General features: G+C 65.1%; 16 protein-coding genes. 6 read left to right on the top strand and 10 right to left on the bottom strand.

Annotated features, from left to right (window positions below):
• Positions 1-108: 108 nt before the first annotated feature.
• On the bottom strand, positions 109-1,233 hold the full coding sequence (locus C7I36_RS06045) for an S-(hydroxymethyl)glutathione dehydrogenase/class III alcohol dehydrogenase (protein WP_106452821.1): 1,125 nt from the start codon (positions 1,231-1,233) through the stop codon (positions 109-111).
• A 193-nt stretch (positions 1,234-1,426) separates the two neighbouring features.
• Here C7I36_RS06045 and C7I36_RS06040 point away from each other — a divergent pair, with 193 nt between their 5' ends.
• From C7I36_RS06040 to C7I36_RS06025, 4 genes are all read left to right on the top strand, one after another.
• Complete coding sequence (locus C7I36_RS06040; RefSeq protein ID WP_106452820.1) at positions 1,427-2,296, top strand: LysR family transcriptional regulator; 870 nt, start codon at positions 1,427-1,429, stop codon at positions 2,294-2,296.
• 80 nt (positions 2,297-2,376) lie between these two features.
• The gene (locus C7I36_RS06035; RefSeq protein ID WP_106452819.1) at positions 2,377-3,147 is read left to right on the top strand and encodes a helix-turn-helix domain-containing protein; all 771 of its coding nucleotides are present in this window, start codon (positions 2,377-2,379) and stop codon (positions 3,145-3,147) included.
• Positions 3,148-3,321: 174 nt separating this feature from the next.
• A complete protein-coding gene (gene putP, locus C7I36_RS06030) occupies positions 3,322-4,818 on the top strand; it encodes a sodium/proline symporter PutP (protein WP_106452818.1) in 1,497 nt (498 codons plus the stop codon).
• Between the two features lie 103 nt (positions 4,819-4,921).
• Positions 4,922-6,367, top strand: a complete 1,446-nt coding sequence (locus C7I36_RS06025) for a helicase HerA-like domain-containing protein (protein WP_106452817.1) — start codon at positions 4,922-4,924, stop codon at positions 6,365-6,367.
• A gap of 32 nt (positions 6,368-6,399) precedes the next feature.
• Here C7I36_RS06025 and bfr (C7I36_RS06020) read toward each other — a convergent pair whose 3' ends face one another.
• The 5 genes from bfr (C7I36_RS06020) to C7I36_RS06000 all read right to left on the bottom strand — a co-directional run bounded on the left by bfr (C7I36_RS06020) (position 6,400) and on the right by C7I36_RS06000 (position 11,190).
• Complete coding sequence (gene bfr / locus C7I36_RS06020; RefSeq protein ID WP_106452816.1) at positions 6,400-6,867, bottom strand: bacterioferritin; 468 nt, start codon at positions 6,865-6,867, stop codon at positions 6,400-6,402.
• A gap of 12 nt (positions 6,868-6,879) precedes the next feature.
• Entirely contained in the window at positions 6,880-7,344 is a 465-nt protein-coding gene (bfr, locus tag C7I36_RS06015) for a bacterioferritin (protein WP_106452815.1), read from the bottom strand.
• Between the two features lie 198 nt (positions 7,345-7,542).
• The gene (locus C7I36_RS06010; RefSeq protein WP_106452814.1) at positions 7,543-9,318 is read right to left on the bottom strand and encodes an ABC transporter ATP-binding protein; all 1,776 of its coding nucleotides are present in this window, start codon (positions 9,316-9,318) and stop codon (positions 7,543-7,545) included.
• Between the two features lie 112 nt (positions 9,319-9,430).
• The gene (locus tag C7I36_RS06005) at positions 9,431-10,651 is read right to left on the bottom strand and encodes a CehA/McbA family metallohydrolase domain-containing protein (protein WP_106452813.1); all 1,221 of its coding nucleotides are present in this window, start codon (positions 10,649-10,651) and stop codon (positions 9,431-9,433) included.
• 146 nt (positions 10,652-10,797) lie between these two features.
• Positions 10,798-11,190, bottom strand: a complete 393-nt coding sequence (locus C7I36_RS06000; protein ID WP_106452812.1) for a SpoIIAA family protein — start codon at positions 11,188-11,190, stop codon at positions 10,798-10,800.
• A gap of 117 nt (positions 11,191-11,307) precedes the next feature.
• On the opposite strand from C7I36_RS06000, the gene C7I36_RS05995 reads away from it, so the two are divergent.
• Positions 11,308-11,856: a DUF2939 domain-containing protein gene (locus C7I36_RS05995; protein ID WP_181256303.1), complete on the top strand. Its 549-nt coding sequence runs from the start codon at positions 11,308-11,310 to the stop codon at positions 11,854-11,856.
• Position 11,857: 1 nt separating this feature from the next.
• Here the strand turns inward: C7I36_RS05995 and C7I36_RS05990 are convergent, their stop codons facing one another.
• The 4 genes from C7I36_RS05990 to C7I36_RS05975 form a co-directional block, all read right to left on the bottom strand.
• Positions 11,858-12,697 (bottom strand): CHAD domain-containing protein, encoded by an 840-nt coding sequence (locus tag C7I36_RS05990; protein WP_106452811.1) that lies wholly within the window; start codon positions 12,695-12,697, stop codon positions 11,858-11,860.
• A 27-nt stretch (positions 12,698-12,724) separates the two neighbouring features.
• A complete protein-coding gene (locus C7I36_RS05985) occupies positions 12,725-13,261 on the bottom strand; it encodes a SixA phosphatase family protein (RefSeq protein ID WP_106452810.1) in 537 nt (178 codons plus the stop codon).
• Positions 13,225-15,945, bottom strand: a complete 2,721-nt coding sequence (locus C7I36_RS05980) for a cation-translocating P-type ATPase (RefSeq protein WP_106452809.1) — start codon at positions 15,943-15,945, stop codon at positions 13,225-13,227. Before C7I36_RS05980 ends, C7I36_RS05985 begins: the two co-directional genes overlap by 37 nt.
• A gap of 90 nt (positions 15,946-16,035) precedes the next feature.
• Positions 16,036-16,485 (bottom strand): MarR family winged helix-turn-helix transcriptional regulator, encoded by a 450-nt coding sequence (locus C7I36_RS05975; protein ID WP_106452808.1) that lies wholly within the window; start codon positions 16,483-16,485, stop codon positions 16,036-16,038.
• A 195-nt stretch (positions 16,486-16,680) separates the two neighbouring features.
• On the opposite strand from C7I36_RS05975, the gene C7I36_RS05970 reads away from it, so the two are divergent.
• Positions 16,681-17,811 carry a homogentisate 1,2-dioxygenase gene (locus tag C7I36_RS05970; RefSeq protein WP_106452807.1) on the top strand — a complete coding sequence of 377 codons (1,131 nt, stop codon included), beginning with the start codon at positions 16,681-16,683 and terminating at the stop codon, positions 17,809-17,811.
• The last annotated feature ends 143 nt before the right edge of the window (positions 17,812-17,954 follow it).

Raw genomic sequence — 17,954 nt, 5'->3', positions numbered from 1 at the left:
CGCCTGCATCAGTGCCCCTCAGGGCACTTAATGTTGGCGCTTCGCGCCAAATTGCGGGCGAGTCGCCCACGCTCCATATCACGTTGAAAGCTTAACGCTATTTTTCGTTTATTTGTCGTACAGGATCACCGAGCGGATGGACTTGCCTTCGTGCATCAAATCGAAGGCGTGGTTGATGTCGTCCAGGCCCATGGTATGGGTGATGAAGGTATCCAGCTCGAACTCGCCGTTCAGGTACTGCTCCACAATACCTGGCAGCTGGGAGCGGCCCTTCACACCGCCAAAGGCGGAGCCTTTCCATACCCGGCCGGTCACCAGCTGGAACGGGCGGGTGGAGATTTCGGCACCGGCCGGCGCCACGCCGATGATCACCGACTCGCCCCAGCCCTTGTGGCAGCACTCCAGGGCCGAACGCATCACCTTGACGTTGCCGATGCACTCGAAGGAGAAGTCCACGCCGCCGTCGGTCATGTCCACAATCACATCCTGGATCGGCTTGTCGAACTTGCTGGGGTTGACGCAGTCGGTGGCGCCCAGCTTTTTGGCGATCTCGAACTTGTCTTCGTTGATGTCGATGGCGATGATGCGCCCGGCCTTGGCCTGCACCGCGCCGATGATCACCGCCAGGCCGATGCCGCCCAGGCCGAACACGGCTACTGTGTCACCCGGCTGCACCTTGGCGGTGTTCTTCACCGCGCCCATGCCGGTGGTCACGCCGCAGCCCAGCAGGCACACCTTTTCCAGTGGCGCTTCCTTGCTGATTTTGGCCAGGGAGATTTCGGGCACCACGGTGTGCTCGGCAAAGGTCGAACAGCCCATGTAGTGGTAGATGGGCTGGCCGTTCTTGGAGAAGCGGGTGGTGCCGTCGGGCATCAGGCCCTTGCCCTGGGTGGCGCGCACCGCCTGGCACAGGTTGGTCTTGCCGGATTTGCAGAACTTGCACTCGCCGCATTCGGCGGTGTACAGCGGGATCACATGGTCGCCCACCTGCAGGCTGGTCACCCCCTCGCCCACGGCTTCCACTATACCCGCGCCCTCGTGGCCGAGGATGGCCGGGAACACCCCTTCGGCGTCGTCGCCGGACAGGGTGTAGGCGTCGGTGTGGCAAACACCGGTGGCGACGATGCGCACCAGCACCTCGCCCTTCTGGGGCGGCATCAGATCCACTTCTTCAATGCTGAGCGGCTTGCCCGCTTCCCAGGCCACGGCGGCGCGGGTTTTAATCATGTCCATGGTTGGCTCCTGTTGGTGTTCGGTTTCGTCTTGCATGAAGGTTGCCGCTATGCGGCAATGAGCGGACGGTCCGCCCGCGCTCCATGGTAAGCCTTCAGCCGCGCCGCAAGGCGCTGCCTGTGCCGGTATTGTATTACAGCCTTCATCAACGATAATCCTCAGCACGGCAAATGATTTTTACAGCTGAGTAATAATGGTTCACTGGGATGGTATCAACGAATTTATCTGCGTGGTGGAAACCGGCAGCTTCACCGCCGCCGCCCGCAGGCTGGAGGTGTCTGTCGCCCATGTCAGCCGGCGCCTCAGCCAGCTGGAAGACCGGCTGGGCGCCAAGCTGCTGTATCGCACCACCCGCAAACTGCGGCTGACCGAAGTGGGCCAGATGTACTATCACCATACCCGCAAGGTGCTGGACGGGCTGGCCGAGGCCGAACGGCTGGTGTCGGCGATGGAGGGCAACCCGGTGGGCCGGCTGCGCATTACCGCCCCCGTCTATTATGGCGAGCATTTCCTGGCTCCCCTGGTCAACGACTTTCTGTTGCTGCACCCGGCGCTGGAGCTGGACATGGTGCTGACCAACCAGACGGTGGATCTGGTGCAGGAAGGCTTCGACCTGGCCATCCGCCTCGGCACCCTGGACTCGTCCTCGCTGATGTGCCGCAAACTGGCCCGACGCACCCAGTACCTGTGTGCCGCGCCCGCCTACCTGGAGCGCCACGGCACGCCCACCACCCTGGCCGAGCTGGGCCGGCACAAGTGCCTGGCGGGCACGGTGGATCACTGGCGCTTTGTGGTGCGGGGCCAGCCCCTGAGCTTCCGGCTGGGCAATGGCTGGCACTGCAACTCGGGCCTGGCGCTGAAGGACGCGGCCATAAAAGGGCTCGGCATAGTGCAGTTGCCGGACTATTACGTGCAGGAGGAGCTGGCCCGGGGCGAGCTGGTCAGCCTGCTGGACCCCTACCGGCTGCCGGACGACGGGGTCTGGGTGCTCTATCCCCACAACCGCCACCTCACCCCCAAGGTACGGCTGCTGGTGGATTTTCTGGTGGAACGGCTGGGGTAAGCCGATGCCGTGGAGCCCGGGCGGCTTGGGGTGTACAATTGGCGTTTTTGTGAACGTCGGCCCAACCTCAGGAAAACCCCATGCCTGCTTTTAAGCCTTTTGAAATCATGGCATTGCCCACGGAAATGGCGCATCACCAGCACCACTACAATCAGATCGTCATCGGCCTGAACGGCCGCACCGAGTTCGATATTGCCGGCCAGGGCAACCTGGTAGGGCCGGGCCAGGGCTGTCTGGTGTCTGCCGAGCGGGATCATGCCTTTGGCGGGCGGGGCAGCAACGCCATTCTGGTGGTCAACCTGCCCCTGCGCCAGGAGCCGGTGGCCCCTGGCCAGGAGGAACGCCTGGCCGGGCTGTTCGACAAACCCTGTTACTTCCAGCTCGCGCCCCCGGCCAGGCAACTGGTGTCGGTGCTGAGCCAGGAGATGCGCGCCAATCCGGAGGATCACCTGCTCGGCCAGGCCTGCGCCCATACCCTGCTGTGCGCCCTGCACCGGCACATGGCCTTTCCCCGCCGGCAACCCAGGGCCAAGCGACTGAACCTGGAGGTGATCGACGCCTACATCGCCCAGCACCTGGAGCGCAAAATCACCGTGGCCCAGCTCGCCGGCTGCGCCTTTCTGGGCGAAAGCCAGTTCCACCTGCTGTTCAAGGCGCAGACCGGGCTGTCCCCCTACCAGTATGTGCTAGAAAAACGCCTGGAACAGGCCCGGCGCCTGCTCGCCGACAGCCAGCACAGCCTGGCCTGTATCGCCCAGCATTGCGGCTTTTCCAGCCAGAGCCTGTTCACCCAGGTGTTTTCGAGCCGGTTCGGCCTGTCTCCTTCCCGTTACCGCAAGTGGCGACGCTGAGCCGGTACCGGAGTTTTCCTAAAAAATAACGCAGGAAAGCAAAAGACCCCGGCGCCGCTTCCTCCTACTATCCTTGTTTGCGTAACAAAAGCGTAACCACGGTGTCCAATCTCCGTGGCCCGGCGCCTTATGACGCACCGCCAATACAGGAAGCCATCCCGGAGGAAACAGGGAATGATTGAATCCAACTTTGCCATTACCGGCACCTTTATCGTCTATCTGCTCGGCATGCTGGCCATCGGCTACTATGCCTACCAGCGCACCGCCAATTCGTCCGACTACTTCCTCGGCGGCCGCTCCCTCGGCCCCTGGCCGTCGGCCATTTCCGCCGGCGCTTCGGACATGAGCGGCTGGCTGCTGCTGGGCCTGCCCGGCTATGCCTATGCCGCCGGCCTCGAATCCCTGTGGCTGGCCGGCGGCCTGCTGCTGGGCACCTGGGCCAACTGGCTGTTCTGCGCCAAGCGGCTGCGCACCTATTCCATCGAAACCGACAACGCCCTCACCATTCCCCAGTACCTGTCGCGCCGGTTCGAGGACAACTCCAAGCTGCTGCAGACCATTTCCGCCTTTTTCATCCTGCTGTTCTTCCTGTTCTACACCAGCTCCGGCCTGGTGGCGGGCGGCAAGCTGTTTGAAACCGTGTTCGGCCTGGACTACAGCATCGCCGTGATCGTCGGCACCCTGTGCATCGTGTCCTATACCCTGTTCGGCGGCTTTCTGGCCGTGTCCTGGACCGATCTGGTGCAGGGCCTGCTGATGGCCGCCGCCCTGCTGTTCGTGCCCCTCGCCGCCATGGAGGGAGGCTTTGGCCAGCTCAATGCCGACCTGCACAGCCTCAACCCCGAACTGCTGACCCTGTGGAACGACGCCAAGGGCGAACCCCTGTCGGCCATCGCCATCATTTCCCTCGCCGCCTGGGGCCTGGGCTACTTTGGCCAGCCCCATATCCTGGCGCGCTTCAAGGCCACCCGCAGCAACAGGGATCTCACCACCGCCCGCCGCATCGCCGTCACCTGGAGCTTCCTGTCCATGGCCGGCGCCGTCATGGTGGGCCTGGTCGGGCTGCTGTATGTGCATAAGGTCCAGGGCGGCGAGCTGGCCGATCCGGAAACCATCTTCATGGTGCTGGTCAATACCCTGTTCCACCCGGTAATCGCCGGCATCCTGCTGGCCGCCATCCTGGCCGCCATCATGAGCACCGCCGACTCCCAGCTGCTGGTGTCCTCCTCCGCCCTGGCGGAAGACTTCTACAAGCGGGTGTTCAAACCCGATGCCAGCTCAGAGAGCATCGTCAACGTGGGCCGCTTCGCGGTCATCGCCCTGTCCATTGTCGCCCTGCTGCTGGCCTTCAACCCCGACAGCACTGTCCTGGGCCTGGTGTCCTACGCCTGGGCCGGCTTTGGCGCCGCCTTCGGTCCCGCTCTGCTGTTCAGCCTGTACTGGCGCGACATGAACCGCAACGGCGCCCTGGCCGGGGTACTGGTGGGTGGCATTACCGTGGTGGTGTGGAAGCAGATCTCCGGCGGCATTTTCGATATCTATGAAATCGTGCCCGGTTTTATCTTCGCCTCCGTCGCCATCGTTGCGGTCAGCAAACTGACCGGCGGTGCCGCCGCCTCGGTGAGCAAGACCTTCGACAGCTACCAGCAGAGCCTGCAAACCCTCGACTGATCCCCATCGCTCCCACGCTCGCCGTGGGAGCCTGCTTCTCCCCCGCGCCAACCCCGGCAAATCGGCTAAGCTTTGGGCTATCCGTTCTCAACCGGGACTCATCATGGACACCACATCGCTTTACCTCGGCAGTAACCGCGAGCGGGAGCCGGTGGCGCTGCGCCTGCCCATGGCCAACCGCCATGGGCTGATTAGCGGCGCCACCGGCACCGGCAAAACCGTCACCCTGCAGACCCTGGCGGAAGGCTTTTCCCGCGCCGGCACGCCGGTGTTCATGGCCGACGTCAAGGGCGATCTGTCGGGGCTGGCCGCCCCCGCCAGCCCGGGCGGAAAAATCGCCGAGCGGCTTGCCCTGCTGGGCCGGGACCAGTACCAGCCCAGGGCCACGCCGACCCTGTTCTGGGATCTTTACGGTCGCCAGGGCCACCCGGTGCGGGCCAGCATCTCGGAGCTGGGGCCACTGCTGCTGGCCCATATCCTGGAGCTGAACGACACCCAAACCGGCATACTGTACAGCTGCTTTCGCATTGCCGACGACGAGGGCCTGCTGCTGCTCGATCTCAAGGATCTGCGTGCCCTGCTCGGCTGGGTCGCCGATAACGGCAAGTCGCTCGGCCGCCAGTACGGCAACCTGCCGGCCAACAGCCTGGCCGCCATCCAGCGCCGCTTGCTGGTGTTGGAACAGGACGGCGGCGGACATTTTTTCGGCGAGCCCTCGCTCAACCTGCGGGATCTGATGCAACGGGACTTTTCCGGCCAGGGCGTGGTCAGCATTCTCGACGCCACCAGGCTGATGCAAAGCCCCCGGCTGTACACCACCTTCCTGCTGTGGCTGCTGAGCGAGTTGTTCGAAACCCTGCCGGAGCTGGGCGATCCGCCCCGGCCGGAGCTGGTGTTCTTTTTCGACGAGGCCCACCTGCTGTTCCAGTCGGCGCCCCGGCCACTGCGGGAAAAAATAGAGCAACTGGTGCGCCTGATCCGCTCCAAGGGGGTGGGTATCTACTTTATCAGCCAGAATCCCCTCGACCTGCCGGACACCGTACTGGGCCAGCTCGGCCACCGGGTACAGCATGCCCTGCGCGCCTTTACCCCCAGGGACGAGCAGGCGGTGCGGGCCGCGGCCCGCACCTTCCGGCCCAACCCCGCCTTCGACACCCTGGCCGCCATCACCACCCTGGGCGTGGGCGAGGCACTGGTGTCGGTGCTGGACAACAAGGGCGCTCCCACGGCGGTGGAGCTGACCCTGATTTGTCCGCCCGAATCCCGCATCGGCCCGCTCAGCGCCGAAGAACGCCAAACCCGCCTGGCCCAGTCCCCCCTGGCCGGGCGCTATGAGCAGCTGCTGGATCGGGAGTCCGCATTCGAACTGCTAGAGCGGCGGCTGGCGCAACAGCCGGCGGCGGCGCCACAACCCCGGCCGTCCGCCAGGGCCGGCAACCGGGATTCACTGCTGGAAAGCGTGGCCAAGAGTACCTTGCGCAGCATCGGCAGTCAGCTGGGCCGGCGTATTGCCCGCGGCCTGCTGGGCTCCCTGCTGGGAGGCAGATAGCACAGCGCCCGGGCAGGCCGGGCGCTGAGGGGTTACATCTGGGACTGGAGGTAGTTGGGCAGTCCGATGCGCCGGATAAGGCCGAGCTGCTGCTCCAGCCAGTAGGTATGATCGTTTTCGGTGTCGGACAGCAGTACCTGCAGCATGTCGCGGGTCTGGTAGTCCTGCTCCTGTTCGCACAGGGCCATGACCTTGCGCAGATCCTCGATCACCTTGTATTCCAGGTCCAGGTCGCTCTGCAGCATGGCGGGCACGTCCTTGCCGATATTAAGCGGTACCCGGGTGACCATGTCGGGGGTGCCTTCCAGGAAGAGGATGCGCTCAATCAGTTTGGAGGCATGGCCCTTCTCGTCCTCGAATTCGTGATCGATACGCTCGAACAGCTTGTGCAGGCCCCAGTCGTCATACATGCGGGAATGTATGAAGTACTGATCCATGGCGCTCAGTTCACCGGCGAGCAGATCGTTGAGCGCGGCGATAATCTTGGGATTGCCTTTCATGTTCTCGTCCCCTTACAGTTGCGACTGTTGGTAGTTTTCAATGCCGATTTTGCCGATCAGATCGAGCTGGGTATCGATCCAGTCGAGGTGGGCTTCCTCGTATTCCTCCAGCTCGCACAGCAGTTCGCGCGAAACATAGTCGCGCACCGATTCGCAGTAGGCGATGGCTTCCTTCAGCACCACCAGCTGTTCCGCCACCTGGTCGCGATCGCATTCCAGCATCTCTGCGGTATGCTCGCCGATGCGCAGCCGGTTGAGGTGCTGCAGGTTGGGCAGCCCTTCCAGGAACAGGATCCGCTCGATCAGCGCGTCGGCCTGTTTCATGTCCTTGATGGATTTTTTGTATTCCCGTTCGTCAAGCCGGGCCAGTCCCCAGTTCTTGAACATGCGGGCATGCAGGAAATACTGGTTGATGGAAGTGAGCTCTATGCTCAGCACCTGGTTCAGGTATTCGATGACCTTTTTGTCGCCTTTCATGATCCCTCTCTCCCCTTGGATGCAGAAAGGTATGATAGACGCGAATGCCGTTTTTTTCAAACGAGCACAAGGCTAAGTTACTGATTTTATTTAAATAACGTAGTAGTAATAAGAACAGGTGTTATTTTTAACGCGTTTTGTCGGCGAGGCCGGCACCGGCGACAACCACCGGTGCCATGGCGATACCACGCCCTTTGTTCAGTCCGCCATGCCGGTCTGTACCCGCCACTGGGCGGCATAGAGGCCGTTTTGCTCCAGCAGCCCGGCGTGGCTGCCCTGCTCGGCGATCTCGCCCCGGTCAATCACCACTATGTGGTCCGCCTGCACCACCGTCGACAGCCGGTGGGCAATCAGGATCAGGGTCCGGCCGTGGGCAATATGGCGCAGGGAGCGCTGGATGGCGGCCTCGGTTTCGTTGTCCACGGCACTGGTGGCCTCGTCCAGGATCAGCACCGGCGGATCCTTGAGCAGGGCCCGGGCCAGGGACAGCCGCTGGCGCTGGCCGCCGGACAACCGCACGCCCCGCTCGCCCACCGGGGTCTCCAGCCCCTGGGGCAACCGTTCGATAAATTCCCAGGCCTCGGCCAGCCGGGCCGCCGCTTCCACCTCGGCAACACCGGCCTCGGGCCGGCCATAGGCGATGTTGTCGCGAATGCTGCCCTCGAACAGGAACACCTCCTGGCTCACCAGGCCGATATTGCCGCGCAGGTCGCTGAGCCGCAGCCGCTCTATGCGCCGGTCGTCGAGGTAGATGGCGCCCCGGTCGGGCTGATAGAAGCGCAACAGCAGCTTGATCAGGGTGGACTTGCCGGAGCCGGTGGCGCCCACCAGCGCCAGGGTGGTGCCGGCGGGCACCGTCAGGCTGATGTCCTGCACCCCGACCCGGCTCGCGGGATAATGAAAGCCGAGCCGCTCAAAGCGGATTTCCCCGCGCACCGGCGCCGGCAGGGGCTCGCCGGTGTCATCGTTTTGCACCGGCACCCGCATCAGATCGAGGATACGCCGGGTACTGGCCATGGCCCGTTCGAACAAGTCGATCACCTGGGCCAGGCCGGTCAAGGGCCACAGCAGCCGCTGGGTCAGGAACACCAGCACCCCGTAGGCGCCCACATTGAGGCTGCCGTCCAGGGTCTTGAGCCCGCCGAGGATAAAGGTAGCGAGAAAACCCAGCAGGATAGCCATGCGGATCACCGGGATAAAAGCCGAGCTGATGCGGATGGCGTTGCGGTTGGCCTCCACATAGGCTTCGCTGGCCTGGCGCAGGCGGCCGGCCTCCCGCGCCTCGGCGGTAAAGCTTTTGATGGTGGCGATACCGCCCAGGTTGTTGGACAGCCGTGCGGCCAGCTCGCCCACCTTTTCACGGACCTCGGCATACACGGGACCGGCCTTGCGCTGAAAATAAAAGGCACCCCAGATGATGATGGGAATGGGAGTAAAGGCCAGCAGGGCAATCTGTGGCGACAGCACCACAAACACGGCCCCCACCGCCACCACGGTCACGAACACCTGGATCAGGCTGTTGGCGCCGCCGTCGAGAAACCGCTCCAGCTGGTTGACGTCGTCGTTGAGGATGGACACCAGCTGGCCCGAGCTGTTGCCTTCGAAAAAGCCCATATCCAGCCGCTGCAGATGCTGGTAGGCATCCTGGCGCAAATCCGACTGCAGCCGCTGGGCCAGGTTGCGCCACAGGATCTGGTAGAGGTATTCAAACAGCGACTCGCCGCCCCAGATCAGAAAGGTGAGCACACCGAGCACCAGGATCTGGTCCCTGGCCTCGACAAAGCCGAGCCCGGCCACGAAGCTTTGCTCCTGGTTGACCACCACATCGATGGCGATGCCGATCAGGATTTCGGGGGCGATATCGAACAGCTTGTTGATGATGGAGCAGGCGGTGGCCGCCACTATGCGCCGGCGGTAGCCGGCGGCGTAGCGCAGCAGTCGGGCCAGGGCCCGGAAACTGGAAGCATGGGACATGGAAACATCTCGGACAAAAACAGGGTGTCAAGAGTACCCAATAGCCCACAGACGTTAAAGCGAATCGTTATCATTTTTGCCGGCGAGACCTGCTCGCCCCGCCGGCACCGGGTTATTTGATCCAGATGGGATTGGAATAGGCGCGGTTGCCGTTGCGATCTTCCACCACCCACTGCATCCAGGTGTGGTTGGGCGGTACCGGCACCCCGGTCCGGAACCACTTGGCACCGTTGATGCTCCAGCCGGCGACCTGTTTGCCATCCAGCCAGACCTCGGCACGGGCCAGGCCCACCTCGGAGCGGAATTCCACCTGGCTTTCGCTGAAGGGGGCTGCGGTGCCGCCGAAGTTGGTGGTGATGGGAAACACCTCGGGGCCGAAGCTCAGAAAGCTGTGCCCCTTGGCGGCGGCACTGGCATAGTCGGCGGTCAGCCGGCCCTTGGGAGTGTAGGCATAGAGCTTGCCGGTATTCTGGCGCGGCCCGCGCAGCACCGGGTTGGCGCTGAGATAAACCTTCTCGCCCCGGCTCCAGCGCTGGCGCAGCTCCTGCAACTGGGCCTCGAACCCGGCGGTGAGCGGGGTCAGCTCCAGCAGGCCCAGCTCGGCCCGGCCGGCGCCGGCATACATTTCCTTGTCGGCCAGCAGGGAGCCGAGCGAACCGGCGTTGAGCCAGGCATTGAACTCGCTTTTCTGATCGGGTTTGTGGGGGCGGCGCAGGTCGTCGCTCTCGTAGAGGATGCCCAGCTCGTTCTGCAACTGGGCCGCGGTCCAGTGGGTATGCACCATGCGCGGGACTTCATTGTAGCTTGGCGAACCGTGGCTGCCCGGCTCGTTGCGCAGCAGACGGTAGCCGGCGAACAGGGTTTCCCGGGCCGGAGTCTGCAACCGGCTGCTCAGGCGGATGCCGGCGTCGTCCCGGGCCACCTCGTAACGGCTGATCAGGGTGTTGCCGTTCCATTCCCGGGTCAGCTCGATCACCAGGCGCTCGGGTTTGTGCTCCAGGATACGGGCATCGACCAGGCGCAGTTCCCCCTCGCCGGGGACGAAATCGAGGGAGGCGACCCGATCCGCGCCGAACAGGCCGTTTTCCACCAGCGCCAGATCCACCAGGGCGCCCTTCTGTCCCTCAGCCTCGCCCAGGGAAATGGCGAAGGCCAGGTGCGGGGTTCGCACCGTAATGTCCTGCTCCCCCTTGGCGTTGCCGCCCACTATGCTGGTGGGACCACGGACCACCTCGATATCGGCGGGCGGTGCCTGGCGGTGGACCGAGGGAGCGGAGCAGGCGGCGAGCAGCAGTGCCGCCAGCAGGGGCAGACCGGTTTGATATTTGCGCATCTTGAAAACCCTGAATAAAGAAGGAACAACGACGGCCAAGGATTCTGACAGGTCTGGGCCAGAACTCAAGAGCCCGCCCGGCACCGGTGCCGGAAGCCGGGCCGGGACGCAGCGCGCCACCCACGGCGCGCGACGAAAGGGGTCGTTCAGGGCTCGTCACTGTCGAGCCAGGCGCGGGCCTCGTCCAGTCGCTCGAAGTATTCGACCCGGCTGCTCAGCATGAACCAGTCCACCAGCCTGGCCATCACTTTTTCCTTGAGGTTGACACCCACTATCGCCAGTTTGCTGAAGTCGTCGCCGTGGCGGCGGGTAAAGCGGATCTCTTCCCAGAAGGCCCGGGCCTCCCAGCCGCTGAAACCGGTCAGGTCCACCAGGGCGCGAATGCGCGGGCTGTCCATCTCGGCCAGTTGCTGCTCGAGCCGCTGCTCCATTTGCCTGAAGTCGTCGTAGGCGATGTCGCCGAAAATTCTGATGGTCAGGGCCAGGGTATGTGCGTCCTGGCGGTGCATTTCCACTTCCATTCCGTGTGCTTCCAGCATGATAGGACTCCTTTGTGGGGGGGGACTGCCTTAAGTATGGCCCCTGCCCGGCGTTTTTCCCTTGCCAGCCTGCCGCTCCGCAGGCAGCCTTGGGGGATTCCCCGTTTGGAGAGCCTCATGTTCAGACTCAGATACCTGCCGGCGCCGCTCTTGCTGCTGGCCTTGGGCTACCTGGTGGCCGCCCCCTGGCTGGTTGCCTACCGCATCGCCGACGCCGTGGACCGGCGCGACAGCCGGGCCCTGGCCGGGTACGTGGAATTCGACAGCGTGCGCCAGAGCCTCAAGGACCAGCTCAACGCCCGCATGCAGCGGGAACTGGGCGGAGAGCTGAGGGACAATCCCCTTGCCGCCCTGGGCGCCGCCTTTGCCAATGTGGTGGTGGATGGCCTGGTGGATACCTATGCCACCCCAGCCGGCATAGAACGGCTGATGCGCGGCGAAACCCCGGTGCCCGGCATCCCCGAGCCCACGCCGTCCGCCGGCGGGGACGGCGGGCAACCGGCCGGCGAGCGCAGGCGCCCCTTCGATGAAGCCCGCATGGGTTACCGTTCGTTCGACACCTTTGTAGTGACCGTCACCGACCGGGACGGCAGGCAGGCGGAGTTCATCCTGAGCCGGCGCGGAGTGGACTGGAAGCTCACGGCCATCCTGCTGCCGCTGGGCTGAGTCAGGTCCTTCCCCGGCGCCAGCCGGCCCGCAGCTCCGCCATCCAGTCCGTGGCCGGATCGAACAGCTCGGCACCGAGCGCCAGCGCCCGTTGGCGCAACACCCGTTGCGGCTCCCGCAGTGCCGGCAGGACGGCGCCGGCCGGTCCAGGCATCCGCGCCAGGAACAGGCCCGCCAGCAGGTCCAGATCGTGCTCCTCCCCCAGGCATTCGCCCAGTTCGCCGAGCCGACGCAGACGTGTAGCCAGCCCGTCGCCCCCCAGGGGACGTAAAAAGCGCAGTTGATAGCCATGATATTTGACCGCCTTGCGCCACTGGTGCCAGGCTTCTCCGTCCTGCCCGGCCGCCGCCGGCATCTCGCCGGCCTGCAGGCCAACGGCGCTCAGGCCGCCGACCAGGGTCCGAAAACGCGGCGCCAGCCGTGGCCAGCGCGCCACTCGTTCGCGGGCATCGAGCAGGGCCAGGGCGCAGTGGCGGAGGATCCTGTCCGCCCCGGGCGGGGCCGGCAGGGTGGCGGCCAGGTCCTGGCTGGCCCCGGCCAGGGCCGGATGGCGCGCCGACAGCTGGCCGAGCAGCCGGCGCTGCACCTCCAGGTCGCGCAGCGGCGCCAGGGCCCGGGCGATGTCCCGCAGGCCGCGGTCGTCGCGACGAAAACGATGCCCCAACGGGCCGGCGATCAAGCGCAACAGGGCGCGCAGTTTCTTCAGGTTCTTGCGGCTGTCGTGCACGGCCTTCGCCGCCGGCTCCCGGGCCAGCGAACGGGCGGAGCGCTCCAGCAGCTCCCGGGCCGCCTCGCGCAGCGCCAGATCCAGTGGCTGCGCCGGGCAAAGTTCAAACGCCATGGCATTCTCTCGCTCAGGTCTCGACCCTTAAGCATAGTCCTGGCGAAGCCCCTCCGAACGGGGTGTGGCATACCACAACAGCCGGCCCGAGCCAGGCTCCAAACGGGACCATTGTGCTATATTCAAGCCCATGTGCAGCACGGCGCAGGTGGGGAACTTGTCCTCAGGTCCGCCGCACAGGGTCCGGGCCAGCTCGCCCAGGCCGGGCATGTGCCCCACCACCATCAGGTGGCGGCAATCGGCGGCTTGTCGCCGCAGCACCGCCAGCAGCCGCTCGCCATCGGCTTCGTAGAGCTCTTCCTCCAGCCGGACCCGCTCCGGCGGACAGCCCAGGGCCTCGACGAAGGCCTCGGCGGTAGCCCGGGTGCGCAATGCCGGGCTGACCAGGATGCGCCCGGGGCAGCCGAGCCGTCCGGCCAGCCGCGCCGCCATCTGCGGCAGCTCGCGCCGCCCCCGCTGATTAAGGGGGCGCAGCCGGTCTGCCGGCACCGGCGACGCCCAGCTCGACTTGGCGTGGCGCACCAGGGTCAGCCGGTAGTTATGTTCCAGCGTGTTATCAGCCATTTTTCCAGCTCCAGGATCAGAAATACCAGCAGCCCGACCAGCACCGTCAACAGGCCGTGCCAGGGGGAGAGGGCGACACTGCCAAACCAGTGCTGCATGGGCGGGCTATAGATGAACATCAGTTGCAATACCAGCACCAGGGCCACCGCCAGCAGTACCGGCCCCGTGCCCCTGAGGCCGCGCCAGCTCAGGGAGCCTCCGTACAGGTAGCGTACGCTGAACAGGTACCAGACCTCCATCGCCACCAGGGTGTTGACCGCCATAGTCCGGCCATAGGCCTCGCCCAGGCCCTGGGCCCTGGCCCACAGAAATACCCCGAAAATGCCGGCGGTGAACAGCGCCGATACCAGCAGGATACGCCAGACCAGAAAAGGAGACAGCATGGCCGCCCCGGGATCCCGGGGCGGGCGGCGCATCACCCCCGGCTCACCGGCCTCGAAACCGAGCGCCATGGCCAGGCCGATGGAGCTGACCATGTTCACCCACAGGATTTGCAGCGGCTCTATCGGCAAGGTCAGCGATAGCAGCAGCGCCAGTATGATGGACAGGGATTCGCCGCCGTTGATCGGCAACAGGAACACCACCGCCTTTTTCAGGTTGTCGTACACGATGCGGCCTTCGTGCACCGCCCGGGTGATGGTGGCGAAATTATCGTCGGTCAGCACCATATCCCCCGCCTCCTTCGCCGCTTCCGTGCCGCCCTGGCCCATGGCCACGCCCACGTCGGCACGCTTGAGTGCGGGCGCGTCGTTGACCCCGTCGCCGGTCATGGCCACCACGGCGCCCCGTGATTGCAGCGCCTGCACCAGGCGCAGTTTATGCTCGGGCGTGGTGCGGGCGAACACATTCACCTCCGCCACCCGCTCGCCCAGCTCGGCGTCGCTGAGCCCCTCGATATCGCGCCCGGTCAGCACCTCGGCGGCGTTGTGCAGGCCCAGGCGGCCGGCGATGGCGGAAGCCGTGGCCCCGTGATCGCCGGTGATCATCTTGACCTGGATGCCGGCCCTATGGCAGCGGGCGATGGCATCGGCCGCCTCGGCCCGGGGCGGATCCATCAGGCCGGCCAGGCCGAGCAGGCGCCAGCGCACCAGTGGCAAGTCCGGTCCCAGGCAATTCAGCCCGGCCGGCGCCTCGGCCAGGGCAAATCCCAGCACCCGCAGCCCCCGGCCCGCCAGGCTGGCCACCTGTGCCTGCCAATCCGCCTCGTCGAGGGGAGCACCATCGGCCTGAAGGGTACACAGGGGCAACAGCACGTCGGGCGCCCCCTTGAGCAACAACACTCCCTCGCCGGCAGGAGTGCGGTGCAGGGTAGCCATGTATTTGCGCGCCGAGTCGAAGGAGATTTCGGCCAGCCGGGGGTATTCCCGTCGCCATTGCCGGGGATCGCCTCCCCCCTTGTGCACCAGCGCCAGCAGCGCCGCCTCCATGGGATCGCCCTGCACCTGCCAGCGTCCACCGGCTTCGGTCAGTTGGCTGTCGTTGCACAGGGCACACCCCAGCAACAACGAGGACAGGGCCGCCGAAGGCGCTGCCTCGCCCGCGCCGTCCTGGATGATGCCGGCCGGATCATAGCCCTGGCCGCTTACCGTCATCGTCCGCGGCCCCAGGCGCAGTTCGGTCACCTGCATTTCGTTACGGGTCAGGGTGCCGGTTTTGTCGGAACAGATCACCGATACCGCGCCCAGGGTTTCCACTGCCGGCAGCCGGCGGATAATGGCGTGGCGCCGGGCCATGCGGGTCACGCCAATCGCCAGGGCCACGGTCAGAATGGTCGGCAGCCCCTCGGGGATGGCCGCCACCGCCAGGCTGACCACGGCCATAAACAGCAATTGCGGATCCTGGCCGCGCCACAGGCCGAGCACGAACACCAGCACCGCCATGCCCAGCACCACCAGGGTCAGCACCGCCGCCAGCCGCGACATCTGGCGCAGCAGTGGCGTGGTCAGTTGCTCCACCGTCGACAGCAGGCGGTTGATGCGGCCCAGCTCGGTGTCGCCGCCGGTGGCCACCACCAGGCCCCAGCCCTGCCCCCGGGTGACCAGGGTGCCGGAATAGGCCATGCAGCGGCGATCGCCCAGTTCGGCATCGGCCGCCACCGGGGCAGGATCCTTGTCGACGGCCAGAGACTCGCCGGTCAGGGCCGCCTCCTGGATTTGCAGCTGACTGGCCTGGCACAGGCGGATGTCGGCGGGTACCTTGTCGCCGGCGGTCAGCAGCACCCGGTCTCCGGGCACCAGTTCACTCGTTTCCAGGGTAAGCCGGCGACCGTCGCGGACCACCTCCGCCCGGGCCGACAGCAGGTTGCGGATGGCGTCCAGCGCCTGCTCGGCACGCCCTTCCTGCAAAAAGCCGATAACACCGTTGAACAGCACCACCGCCAGGATCACCCCCGCATCCAGCCAGTGCTGCATTGCCGCCGCCAGCAGCACGGCCCCCAGCAGCACATAGATCAACAGGTTGTTGAACTGGCGCAGCAGGCGCTGCCACCAGGGCCGGGCCGATTGGCGAGCCAGCCGATTGGGGCCGACCCGGGCCAGCCGGCGCTCGGCCTCATCCTGGCTCAATCCCGCGGACGACGTGCCCAGCAGGGATTCGACCTGCTCCGGCGATACTTGGTGCCAGTCCGGTGGCACGGAGCCCGGCGGCATTGGGGAGGACGTATTATCAGGTCTGGCCCGAGTCATGATGTACCTCTTGCTGCAGCGCAAAAATCTCTGCTTACTGTAGCAGCCGAAACCGGCGGGCACCGGATCCGGCACAGGAAAAAACTCGGGCTACAGTTCGTCCAGCCGCGTGATAAGACGATCCAGGCCATTGACCATGTCCCGGTATTCGGAGGCCGACAGGCAGTCGATAAGGCGGGCCTCCCACTCCAGTACCCGGGGCACCATGCGCTGGTACAGATCCTGCCCGGCCGGGGTCAGGCAGACCAGGGCGGCCCGCTGATCCTCGGGCAGGGGGCGACGGGCGATCAGGCCTTTTTGCTCCAACCCCTGCAGCCCGCGGGATACCTTGACCTTGTCCATGCAGGTCAGCTCGGCCAGTTCCCGGGCAATCACCTGTTCCCGGTGGCCGATGGCCGCCAGCAAACGCCACTCGGGCCGGCTGATGCCGAATTCCTCCCGGTAAAAGGCCGCCAGTCCTGTCCCCACCAGCTCCGCCACCCGCATCAGCTTGTAGGGAACAAAATCGTCCAGCTCGAAATGGATTTTCTTTTCTGCCATGCAAGATCCTTTGGCAACGACGGTGAAATGAGAGAATTGTAACTATTTTTTCTTATGGGAAGGCAAGTTAACCCCATAGGGTTCCGATAAAAACCGTAAAATTTACTATATTTTAACAATAGCACTTGAAACATCCATCTCCTCCGTGGATATTAGTAACATATGCAACTAAATCACCTCAGGGAGAGCAGGCTGATGCGTCACTGGTTCCAATTCCCCATCCGCGAGGGCGACACCTCGCGCCAGGCCCATTGCGACATGCCGGCGGGCACCTTCGAGCGGGAAATCGGCAAGGAGGGCTTCTTCGGCCCGGCCACCCATATGTACCATGAGCACGCCCCCACCGGCTGGAGTGCCTGGGAAGGCCCCCTGCGGCCACGCGCCTTCGATACCAACCGGCTGACGCCGCCGGGCCAGAGCCCCTGGGATGCCGCCCCCCTGCTGCATAACGCCAACGTCAAGGTGCGGCTCTGGAAGAGCGAACGCTCCATGGATCACCTGGTACGTAACGGCGACGGCGACGAGTGCCTGTTCGTGCACCGGGGCAAGGGCTGGCTCTACTGCGACTACGGCCGGCTGGCCTTCGGGGATGGCGACTACCTGATCCTGCCCCGCTCCACCACCTGGCGGCTGGAGATCGAGGAGCCGGTGACCCTGCTGATGATCGAGGCCAGCAACGGTTCCTACCTGAACGCCGAGCGCGGCCTGGTGGGCGCCCACGCCATCTTCGACCCGGCGGTGCTGGAATACCCGCGCATCGACGACGCCTTCAGGGACCAAAGCGCCCGGGCCGGCGAATGGCAGGTGCGGCTCAAGGCCAGGGAGCAGATGAACCGCATCACCTTTCCCTTCAACCCGCTGGACGCCCGGGGCTGGAAGGGCGATCTCACCGTGTTCCGGCTCAACTGGCGCGACATCCGCCCGCTGATGAGCCACCGCTACCACCTGCCGCCCTCGGCCCACACCACCTTCGTCGCCAACGGCTTCGTGATCTGCACCTTCGTGCCCAGGCCCATAGAGTCGGATCCGGGCGCGCTCAAGGTGCCCTTCTACCACAACAACGACGACTACGACGAGGTCATCTTCTACCACAAGGGCAACTTCTTCAGCCGGGACAACATAGCGGCGGGTATGATCACCCTGCACCCCTGCGGCTTCACCCATGGACCCCACCCCAAGGCCTTCGCCGCCGGCGCCAGGCATGCCCGCACCGAGACCGACGAAGTGGCGGTGATGATCGACACCCGGCTGCCGCTGGACGTGGCCGAGCTGCCCGAGGGGGTGGAAAACCCGGATTATGTGAATTCCTGGCAGGTGAAGGGCTGATAGCGGGAAGCCTGACCCTTGGTCACAAGTTTTTGTTGACTTTTGAACAGGCAAAACATCGGCCAAAGCGCACTCCTCCTCCGGCACGCCGTGAATCCGTCCCTGGAGGCTCCGCCGCGCCCTCCCTGGCGCGGAGGGCCGGC

Origin of the sequence: Zobellella taiwanensis, assembly GCF_003012795.1 — a bacterium.
Classification (GTDB): domain Bacteria; phylum Pseudomonadota; class Gammaproteobacteria; order Enterobacterales; family Aeromonadaceae; genus Oceanimonas; species Oceanimonas taiwanensis.
This window is presented reverse-complemented; position numbering and strand designations above follow the sequence as displayed.